The following is a 10,679-nucleotide window of genomic DNA, read 5'->3' as shown; positions in this document are numbered from 1 at the left end:
ATCGGCTTTCTGTACTTTACACACCATACTATATGGTACTGAATATAGTAGACGTAACCTCTTCCTTTTAGTGCTTTTTTCACCATAATCACCTCTACATGTATTTTATCATATGTAGAAATAAAAAAACATGCGAAATCGCTTACTCACGACTAAAGTCACGAGAATGAACTCATAAACTCTTCAAATGGTTTTAAGTTTTTGTAGCCGCTTGTTAAGATTAGTATACGTTTCTGAAGCAATATATGACAGGATTGTTTGATCAAATGAGAAATAAATAATTTGCTGATCCTCATCAAAATCCATTAACAGCTGATACATGCGCTCCAGTCTAGTCTGATCCATATTGACAAAACTATCATCAATAATGATTGGAAACTGTATGCTGTCTTTAGAGTGTTTAATGAAAGCTAACCGAAGAGCGATATAGAGCGGTTCGACTGTTCCTCTCGATAATTCTTTCACATCCAGCTGCTTGCCATCTTGCCGAGTGACCAGAATCAAGTGATCATCCATTATAATCTGCTTATAGTGATTGTCAGTTAAAAAACGGAAGTAAGTTGTTGCTGTTTCAATGGTTTGAGGCATCTTGTCTTCAACTGCGTGATTCAAGGTTTCCTCTATGAGAGACGCGGCGACTTTTAGTACATTCCATTCATCAACCGTTTGTTGATACGCACTTTTCTCATTCTCAAATTCTTGAAGTAAATCAAAATAAGTGCCTCCGTCTTCTATTTCTTTTCGTAAGATGTCTAGCTCCATCAACCGCCTTGTATGTTGATTTTCAATTGATTTAACCTCTTCTATTTCTGCTTTCTTAACCGTCAAATCCTCTTGGATTGTATCAATAGTTAAAGCTTCAACTTCTGAATTGATTTCAGGCAGCTTCTCTCTTAACATGCTCATTCTCTGTTTCTTTTCTTCTACCTTGTCTTGTTTGTGGTACCTCTGGAAAAACTCCTCATCGTTCATCGCATCTGCGGAGCGTAATAATGCATGTTTTTCTTTTCGACTTGCTTGTTCTTGCTTGACATAATGAGTGATATCCCGCTGAATTGACTCTGTATATTTAACGTATTCCCTTTGAGAATCTAACTCTACTTCAACTGTTTTTATCCATTCTTTCATTTTTTTGTATTGAGTTAACGGATCATCATCTGCTTCTGTCTGCTCCCTTAAACCTTTCAGCTGCTTTAATCTATTACTCAGCTTGGAAATATGCTCATTCATACTTGCTTCTAAGTCTGTTCTTCGGTGCTGCATTTTTCTTAAATCATAGAATAAAGCTTGTTTTTGTTCGACTTGTTCCATGGACAAAACAGGCGGTAAGCCCATCTGCTGTTTCCACCTATCCCAATCTTCTTTAGTTAACAGAATCAACGGCTCAAGGTCGTCTCTTTCTTTTTCTTTATTTCCCTTCTCTTGTTGCAATTGGTCATTTAAAGCCAATACCTCTTTCCATTGCGCTCTCAAACTCTTTTGTTCATAGTACTGTTTCAATTCTTCTGAAGAGAAGGTTGTTTTTATCGGTTTTTCTGTTTTTTTATAGGCTATAATCCCTGTGACTAAACTGATGAACGCAATCAGTAGAAAGAGAGGCTGGTTATTAACGAAGAATAACGCACTACTAATTAATGTTAAAACGCCCATCGCTAAAGGAAGTAAAGGTAATCCAGAAGATGTTTCAGCTTCATTAGTCTCGTTTTCTTCCGCTCGTTTCTCTATCTCTTTAAAGGTATCTAATGGCCACATAGCTTGTTCAATCGAATCAATTCGATCATTATTCATTTCAATACGGTAATGCAAAGCTTTTATTGCTTCATTTAATTCTTCTTTTGACTGGTTTAATTGTTTGGATGTTTGCTTCAGCTTTTTAAAGGCCTCCCAGTCAGAATTTGACCATTCTTTTGGCAATGCATCGTGGAGTGGCAACTGTTCACGAATTTTTGTTTCAGTTAATTGGTTGGCTATCGAGCTAACTTCCTGCTGTTGAATAACTATTTGTTGAACCAATGCCTCATAATGATCCAATTCTTTTGCAAAACTCTTTAACTCTTCTTCATGGCTTTGATAAAGAATGAGTTCTTTAGACGGTCGATAGTCTTCTTGCAATTCTTTTTGCTGCAATTGTAATGCTTCTATTTTTTCTCTAAAATTCGAACTATCTTCATTCAATTGTTTTAGTTTAAATAAACCATCCTCAGGTAGGTCGGGTTGAGAATAGTTGTCAATGTCACTCGACAACTCTTTGATTTCATTAATTGTTTCTATTTCTTTAGTGAACTCTACTAAGTTACTTACTTGCTCCCTTAAAGCTTCTTTCCTCATTTTTAATTCGCTCAAAGAATCCTCGAGTTCACTTGTTTCTTTAATGAGACGTATGTAGTCCTCATTTTTTTGTTTTGCTTTTATAATCGCTTGTTGCTTCTTTTCCAATATAACTGATTGTTCATTAATCAATGGCTTACGACCAGTTGGTTTAAATAATTGGCTGGCTTTAGCTTTATATTGATCAGCTGTTGATAAGTATGTTTCGTTGCCAAACGCACCAATACTCAAGAAAAAGCGATTAATTTGTTCGCTATTCATCTGCTCAATGGCTTCTAAACCTTTCAAATCAAAAGAATGGATGCGTTCAAAAAAGGAACGACCTTTGTCACGTAAGAGAACTGAGAGCAATTTGTCATCTCCAACGGTTCCGTCTTCCAATGTTACTGTTACGTCACCTGTTACTTTCCCTGGGACTCTCTCAATAACAACGTCTCCAAACCGTTTATCCTCGATAGTCAATTTGCCGCCGTAGCGACTACTGTCTTTTGGTTCATAACGGGAAGCGGAGCTATGTCTAGTGGGAAAACCAAAGAATATACTATGAATAAAGGACATTAAAGTGGATTTCCCTGCTTCATTTTGACCATAAAACAAGTGAAATGGAGATTCGAGTTCGAATGACTCATCAACCCATTTTCCATAACCGTATATATCTATTCGTTTAATCTTCATATTCCGCACCTTCTTTATCCCCTAAATCTTGTAAGAGCAGATTCATTGCTCTTTCAACAATCTCATTTCTATACCTATCGTCGCGGGGATTTAAATACTTAGAATGAACATAAGAATTATAAAGTTCATCTGTTTCTATATTAAATGCCTTACTTTTTTTCATTTCTTCAATGGCCGTTTCCCAAGCAGTAGGAAATACCTTTTTCAAGGATACCACTTCATTCTCTCCGGCCTGGACGCTCACTTTACTTTCAACAATATAATGGAATGACTGCTCAGAATACAGCTGTAAGGCCTCATAAAAGTCAAGTTGTTCCAATTTTTTTATAACAGATGAAGGCAGGTCATTGGACACCGTTAAGTGGAGGGTGATAAGGCTAAAGGTATTTTCATCTTGACTGACAGCCTCTTTCACAGCTTCAAAAATACTGTTTAGAGTCGTTTTTTCTGTTAAGTCCACCTCGATATTTGTCCAAATCACTTGAGCAGTTGGCAAAAAGGTAACCTGCTTGTTGGGTTCATTTAATTCAACAAGCAAACATCCTTTTTCTCCTTCCTCTTTCCGGTGCCTGCCTTGAGGGTTTCCACTGTAATAGATTAAGGGATCAGAAGCTAACTGCTGAAACTTGTGAATATGACCCAATGCCCAATAATCATATTGTTTTTGACGCAACTCGTTAAATGAAAACGGTGCATAACGAGCATGATCCGTCTGTTGTCCCTCCGCATAACCATGAAGAAGGCCAATATGATAATCCACTTGAGGATGCCGAGTTGGATACTCACTTATTTTTCTCTCTTCAATCCATTTCTTATCATAACTGAAACCAGTAATGGCTACTCGTTTTCCAGTTTTAGTGGTTGTCTCTATCGTCTCAACCGTATTTGGAAAGACGTGCGTGTTCTCTGGTAGAGCTAAATGATCCTGCTGACTTGTTTGGTAGTCGTGATTACCATGAATAATAAACACGTGAATATTATGCGGTATTAATCGCTCTAATTCTCTTTTAAGCACAACTTGCGCTTTAATACTTCTGTCCTCTACATCATAAATATCTCCTGAAATTAGTAAGAAATCCACTTGATGTGAAATGGCTTCATCCACAATTTTAGTCAGTGCATCAAAGGTCGCCTGCTTAATTGTCGATAAAAGCTCTTTTGGTATGCGCCTCAACCCTTTAAACGGGCTGTCCAAGTGTAAATCGGCGGCGTGAATAAACTGTATCATCAGCATTTCCTCCCTTCTTCTCTTTTGTTAAGTATTTATTGTTTCTTAATTAATGATGGGTACGTATGTTCTTTCCTCCATTTTAGAAAAGGACCTACCTTGACAAGTAAGTCCTTTTTCAATGGTTTTATTGATATAATTCTCTAACTGGTTTTAGTACGGTTTGATTAATGTCGTCAATCATTGTCCCGACGCGTTTCTCCGCTTCTAAGAGTTGAGAAATCACTTCATTTTCGTTAATTTTCTCAGAAATAGTCTGGGCTTGTTTTGCTTCTTCTTCTGTTACTTGTTCACCCATCATTTGTTTCTGTTGAATGAGTTGCTGAACTTGTCGGAATTCATTATAAACACCATTCGCTTCTTCGTCTTCTTTAATTGCTGCGAATGCGCGTTTTAATTCGGCAAACTCCTCTGAATTTCTTAAATCCTGTTCTAACTGATTAGCAGTATCATAAATATTAACTGACATGCTTTCATCCCTTCCCTATCGTTCTTTTTGAGAACGTTATTTCATCTTATTCAGTTTATCATGAATAAGTGGCTCTTACCAGAAAAGAATCCACTGATTTATGCTGCTTATTCCATGTCTATCTTTATGCTTACCGCCTTTATTCTCCGTTCATCTGGTCGCGGAATTGGTTGAACCACTGACTTGCTTTTTCCTGAATAACTGATGCGCCTTCTTTAATCGCTTTTCCTGCTTCTTGCATACCTTCGGATAACTGATCAACAAAGGTCGATCCTTCTTCAACATAATCATGTCCGGCTTCTTCCACTAAGAATGTGGTTTGTTCAGTATACGGTAAGATCATTTCCAACTTTGCTTTCAGGATTCTACCCACGCCTTGTGAGCTGTAATTCGTCAAAAAGTGTTGGTCTGTTGTTTTATCAAAGCCCATCCAACTCGCTATAACTAAGTCAGGCGTATAACCTACAATCCATTGATCGGAATTGCCTTGACCATTTGTAGACTGAGTGGTTCCCGTTTTACCAGCTACGTCAAAGTTTGCTGGCTTTATTTGCTGCCCTGTCCCATTTTCAAAGACACTTAACAGCATACTGTTCATCTCTTCTGCCACTTCTTTAGAAACAACTCGTCTGCTTTTAGGTGAGGTATTATCAACAACAATAGCACCGGTTGCATCCACGATTTTCACAATGAAATGCGGGTCTACTTTTTGTCCGTCATTAGGAAACACACTGTAGGCACTGGCTAATTCAAGAGGACTCACCCCTCGCTCCATTCCTCCAAGAGAAATATTCCCGAGCGACTGCTTATCCATATCTGTCACGGTCAAACCAAATTGCTCCAGTTTTCTAGCCCCTTTGCTTATCCCAATTTCATTGAGGAGCCAAACCGTTGGGGCGTTGTAACTCTTTGCTACTGCCTCAAACATGGGAACTTCCCCTTTATACTCTCCAGATAAATTGGTCGGCGTGTATTCAGTCGAACCATAAGCCAGTAACTCATCTTTTAACAGAGAGTGAGGCGTGTATCCAGCTTCCAATGCTGGGGTATAGACCCCAAGCGGTTTAATTACTGAACCAGGCTGTCTTCGCATCTGTGTTGCACGATTAAACCCTCGGAAGGTATAACCTTCCACGCCACCCAAAACAGCTGTTACGCCCCCAGTATCCGGGTTTAAAGCGACCGAGGCACTCTGAGCAGATGTGCCATCTGCAGCTTTTTCAATCAAATGGGCATTATTTGCATAAGCCGCATCCATTTGCTGTTGGTGAGTCTGGTTTAACGACGTATATATAGTGTAGCCCTTATTCAATAAATCTTCTTCTTCAAAATCATATTTATTGACCGCTTCATTGATGACTGCATCAAAGTAATAAGGGTAACGGTACCCATTTTCACTATTATATCGATCCACCAAATGTAGTTCAGTTTGTTGATAGGTCGTTTTTTCTTCCTCAGTAATGACTTCAGTATCTGTCATCAATTTCAAGACAATATTTCGTCGTTCGATCGACCGTTCATAATTATCTATAGGGTTATAACGGCTTGGTGCCTTGAGCATAGCCGCTATCGTAGCTGCTTCTGGTACTGTCACCTCATCGGCTGACTTACCAAAATACTTCATCGAAGCATCTTCAACTCCCCAAACCCCATTACCAAAATACGCATGATTTAAATACATTTCTAAAATGTCATCTTTGGAATAATGCTTTTCTATCTCTATAGCTAAAAACAGTTCTCTAAACTTTCTCATAAGGGTTTGATCAGCAGACAAGTAAGCATTTTTCGCTAATTGTTGGGTGATGGTACTTCCCCCACCAACGATTTGACCACGATTGATTACATAGCCAAATGCAGCACGGGCCAAGCCGATAGGGTCAAACCCTCTATGCTTTTCAAATCGTTGATCTTCCGTAGAAATAATGGCATCTATGATATGAGGAGAGGTTTCTTCTATATCTGTATACGTCCCTTTTTGGGCATATAGAGTCCCCGCTATTTCTCCCTGTTCGTCAATAATGGTCGTTGATTGTTCTAAACCAACTCTTAGCGTATTGACGTTTGCCGATCGAGCCAATATGGCCAGATATATGCTAAATCCTAATGCAATTGTCAATGCTGATAGGATAAGCACTTTAGTCACATGGTATTTTTTCCATTTTCTCTTGGTCACTATGAAAAAGCGACTCAATAAAGGACCAAGATAGTTCCACAGTTGCTTTAACTTTCTTTCAAAGATATCTTGTAATTTTTTTGTTTTCATAAAACGTCCCTCTATATCTATGTGTCGATGGTTGAATAGTTCCTCTTCTATAGTAGCATACAGTAAACAGCTTGTACTCGGACCTAGGAATGATTTATGACTCTTTTGAGTAGTTTTCAACCTGTTGTTTCAATTCTAACAAAATTTGCTCCAGTTCTTTCTCGTCTTTTGCATGAGCGCCACTTGCCAATGGATGCCCACCACCGCCATGATTCTGAGCGACCGTATTAATAACTGGACCCTTTGATCTTAAACGGCATCGGTAAGCCCCATCAGACTGCTGAACAAACACTGCCCAAACACAAACCCCTTCTATTTTTCCTAAAAGAGGAACAATCGCATGTGTGTCTTTATCATCCATTCCTAAAGATTTCAATATATCTTGAGTTAGCATAATGTGACCCACCCCGTCATCTGACAATTCAAATTTGTCTAGAGCGTGGCCCATTAACTTACTTGTATGAGGCTTAATCACGTTCATCTGATTGTTTACTTCAGTATGAGAAAAAGGATACGTCATTAATTCAGCAGCAATTTGCATCGTATAAGGCGACGTTGCATCGTAAAGGAACCGATTGGTGTCCCCAACGATTCCTGCATATAGTAGTCGTGCAGCTTTAGCAGTCATCTTGATTTTTTCTGGAAAGCTTAACCATAAATCAGCAATCATCTCACTGCAGCTACTAACTTCTGTGTTGACCCACTCCACTTCACCGTATGAATCATCCAATGGGTGGTGGTCAATTTTTATCCATTGTTTAGCTAATTTATAATAATCGCCGTCAATCCGTTTAATATTAGCCGTATCTGTCACGATTACTAATGCTTGCTCATATAAATCTTCAGAAACCTCATCCATCTCATCCAAGTATGCTAAATCATCAACATTGGCTCCTGTTGCATAGACTTCTTTCTCAGGGTAAGTTGCCTTAATTAATTCCTTTAATCCACATTGAGAGCCAATAGCATCCGGATCAGGTCGAACATGACGATGAATAATGATTCTATCCCATTTTTCAATGATATCCCAAACGTCTTTTTTTATTGGCATGTCCTCTTTGTTCTTCGATAATAATCTCAATATAATTGCTCCTTTTGTCTGTTTACCACATCAATACATGATGCTTTATACTCACTCATTTATTTTTTTTGAATCAATTGGCACACAACTACTGCTTTAGCAGCGAGTGTGTTTTCTGAAAACACTTGAACATCCAGCCTGGCTGATCGTCTATTTTCATCAAATATAGATGGCTTTATTGTCAACTCATTACCTAGTTGAATCATATTGAAATAATGCAAGTTCATTTGCTCCACAACCAAATTCTTCTTATTGCGGCTTGCTAAGTGGTTATATACCGTTTCTGTTACCACTTCGCTTAACACTCCAAATGAAATAGTTCCCATATTATCTGTCGTTTGTGGAGTGACTGAAAAAGTGAATTGATCATTGTCGGATTCATTAATTAACTGGTTGATTTGATCCGATATGGTGTCACCTGACTGTGGCTGCTTTTGAATCGACTGCATCGCCTTCATAATGTCTTGCCTGGATATAATCCCTATTAAAGTGAGTTCATCAGATACAACTGGCATAACCTCTAACCCATCCCAAATCATGGTATGGGCAATGGACGCCACGCTCATATGCTTTTTAGCGTGATCAGGATTTTTTGTCATCACTTTTTCAATAGGCACGTGATCCTCTTTTCCAACTACATCCTTAGCAGTGACAATACCAACGAGCCTATTATCTGAGTGAACGACTGGAAAACGAGAATGACTACTATTTACATTTAACATACGGTAAGTATAAACTGTGTCATCTTTATTTAGGTACTGTGTGTGCTCCAAAGGGGTGTAAATTGATTGAACTCGGACTATTTCTTTTTTAATGAGTTGATCGGTCATGGCCCTATTAATCATGGTCCCTACTGTAAAGGTATCATAAGAGGTACTAATCAGCGGCAATTCTTTTTCATTTGCTATGTCAATCACTCGCTGACTAGGTTTAAATCCCCCAGTAATCAATACAGCGGCGCCATGTTCTAAAGACAGTTGCTGGGCTTCTTCTCTGTTACCGATAATCATCAATGACTCTTCCGATATATAGCGCAACATGGCTTCTTCAGTCATGGCGCCAATAACGAATTTTGTTAGTGTTTTCTTTAATCCAGATAGACCACCATGTACTTCTGCATCTGTTATATTAACAATTTCTTCAAATGTCAAGTTTTCGATGTGTTCACCTGTTTTAGATTCAATTCGAATCGTTCCTACTCGTTTTATAGTTGAGACTAATCCACTATTTTCTGCTTCTTTAATTGCTCGGTACGCTGTCCCTTCGCTCACTTTTAACTCTTTTGCAACTAAACGGACAGACAGCTTTTCTCCAATAGGCAAGGATTCAATGAATTCCAAGATTTGTTCATGTTTAGTCTTCATGTTTGCTCTTATTCCTTTCGCTGTAACTTTCTTTCCATAAAGGCAAAGGGATCGTCTCATAGATGACTGATTCCAGTCCTGTGACAGTAATGCCTAGCAACCGAATCCCTCGACTATCATTTTCTTCTTCCCAAATGGAAAGAGCGACTTGAAAGAGTTCTTCTTCGTCACGGATATAATCTGGAAAGGACTTTCTTCTTGTATACGTCTCAAAATCTTCGTACCTAATTTTAAGTACAACTATTTTTCCATGCTTTTGTTTTCGTTTCAAGTTTATCATGACTTTTTGAGCGAGAGACCGAAGAGACTGTACCACTTCGTTTTCAGTAGTTAGATGCTCTGAAAAAGTTGTTTCTTTTCCAACTGATTTGGGCTCTCGATCATTTTTGACTTCGCTGTCGTCTATTCCCCGTACTTTCTGGTAAAGAGAGTGACCCATTTTACCAAAGGCTTGAACTAAGGTCAGTTCATCTTTTTCATAAAGGTCCCGTCCATTAAATATGGCCATGCCATGCATCTTTTCAACAGACTTTTCGCCTACACCATGAAATGCTTCAATTGGCATCTCCCATAAAAATTCTTGAGCTTTGTCAGGAGGGATAACGGTTATACCGTTTGGTTTTTTATAATCGCTTGCTAACTTAGCTAAAAATTTATTATAAGATACGCCCGCAGAACAGGTTAGATTTAACTCTCGATTGATGTCCTCTTGAATCTGTCGGGCAATAATCGTCGCACTTTTTTGGTTAATAAAATTTTCCGTCACATCTAGATACGCTTCATCAAGTGACAAAGGTTGAATTCTATCGGTATACCGTTTAAATATACGGTGCATGTGTTCTGACACTTCTCTATAAAGTGTAAAATTAGCTGGTATGAATACCCCTTGTGGGCATAACTCAAAGGCTTTTTGAGCACTCATGGCGGAATGAATCCCATAGGTTCTGGCTTCATAGTTAGCAGTCGCTACGACACCTTTTCCGCCAGTTTCTTTTGGATGTCTGGCTATGATGACCGGCTTGCCTTTTAGCGACGGATTTTCTCTCATTTCAACCGAGGCATAAAAGGCATCCATATCGATGTGAATAACTTTTCGAGACGTGTCTCGTTTAGGTTCATCAAAACGCAAAATACCATACTTCATATAAACCTCCTGTCACAAGCCTTCTTTTAAGCTATTATACAAGAAAAAGAGGCGAATAACGAATTTGATTTTAACTCTATTATGAACAGTTAGTCGGTTAAAAACGACTTGACTGGTCTGTCTCGAC

General features: G+C 38.6%; 7 protein-coding genes. All 7 read right to left on the bottom strand.

Annotated elements, in window-relative coordinates; all coding sequences use genetic code 11:
* Positions 1-183: 183 nt before the first annotated feature.
* On the bottom strand, positions 184-3,003 hold the full coding sequence (locus C3945_RS09640) for an ATP-binding protein (protein WP_161879473.1): 2,820 nt from the start codon (positions 3,001-3,003) through the stop codon (positions 184-186).
* Positions 2,993-4,231, bottom strand: coding sequence for a metallophosphoesterase family protein (locus tag C3945_RS09635; RefSeq protein ID WP_161879472.1), 1,239 nt, complete (start codon positions 4,229-4,231; stop codon positions 2,993-2,995). The genes C3945_RS09640 and C3945_RS09635 overlap by 11 nt, the downstream gene beginning before the upstream one ends.
* Positions 4,232-4,358: 127 nt before the next feature.
* Positions 4,359-4,700, bottom strand: coding sequence for a YlbF family regulator (locus C3945_RS09630; RefSeq protein ID WP_161879471.1), 342 nt, complete (start codon positions 4,698-4,700; stop codon positions 4,359-4,361).
* A gap of 139 nt (positions 4,701-4,839) precedes the next feature.
* Positions 4,840-6,963 (bottom strand): PBP1A family penicillin-binding protein, encoded by a 2,124-nt coding sequence (locus tag C3945_RS09625; RefSeq protein ID WP_202623340.1) that lies wholly within the window; start codon positions 6,961-6,963, stop codon positions 4,840-4,842.
* 94 nt (positions 6,964-7,057) lie between these two features.
* Positions 7,058-8,014, bottom strand: a complete 957-nt coding sequence (locus C3945_RS09620) for a DHH family phosphoesterase (RefSeq protein ID WP_161879477.1) — start codon at positions 8,012-8,014, stop codon at positions 7,058-7,060.
* A gap of 89 nt (positions 8,015-8,103) precedes the next feature.
* The gene (locus C3945_RS09615) at positions 8,104-9,408 is read right to left on the bottom strand and encodes a DRTGG domain-containing protein (protein ID WP_161879470.1); all 1,305 of its coding nucleotides are present in this window, start codon (positions 9,406-9,408) and stop codon (positions 8,104-8,106) included.
* Entirely contained in the window at positions 9,398-10,552 is a 1,155-nt protein-coding gene (gene dinB, locus C3945_RS09610) for a DNA polymerase IV (RefSeq protein WP_161879469.1), read from the bottom strand. Before dinB ends, C3945_RS09615 begins: the two co-directional genes overlap by 11 nt.
* Positions 10,553-10,679 lie beyond the last annotated feature (127 nt).

The organism is Alkalibacterium sp. MB6, assembly GCF_009935905.1.
GTDB lineage: Bacteria > Bacillota > Bacilli > Lactobacillales > Carnobacteriaceae_A > Alkalibacterium.
The sequence above is the reverse complement of the archived record's forward strand: the minus strand, read 5'-3'. Positions and strand labels throughout refer to the sequence as shown.

Excerpts from the sequence above, each read along its gene's own strand:
- C3945_RS09640 (WP_161879473.1), bottom strand. The coding sequence starts at position 3,003 with ATGAAGATTAAACGAATAGATATATACGGTTATGGAAAATGGGTTGAT.
- C3945_RS09635 (WP_161879472.1), bottom strand. The coding sequence starts at position 4,231 with ATGATACAGTTTATTCACGCCGCCGATTTACACTTGGACAGCCCGTTT.
- C3945_RS09630 (WP_161879471.1), bottom strand. The coding sequence starts at position 4,700 with ATGTCAGTTAATATTTATGATACTGCTAATCAGTTAGAACAGGATTTA.
- C3945_RS09625 (WP_202623340.1), bottom strand. The coding sequence starts at position 6,963 with ATGAAAACAAAAAAATTACAAGATATCTTTGAAAGAAAGTTAAAGCAA.
- C3945_RS09620 (WP_161879477.1), bottom strand. The coding sequence starts at position 8,014 with ATGCCAATAAAAAAAGACGTTTGGGATATCATTGAAAAATGGGATAGA.
- C3945_RS09615 (WP_161879470.1), bottom strand. The coding sequence starts at position 9,408 with ATGAAGACTAAACATGAACAAATCTTGGAATTCATTGAATCCTTGCCT.
- dinB (WP_161879469.1), bottom strand. The coding sequence starts at position 10,552 with ATGAAGTATGGTATTTTGCGTTTTGATGAACCTAAACGAGACACGTCT.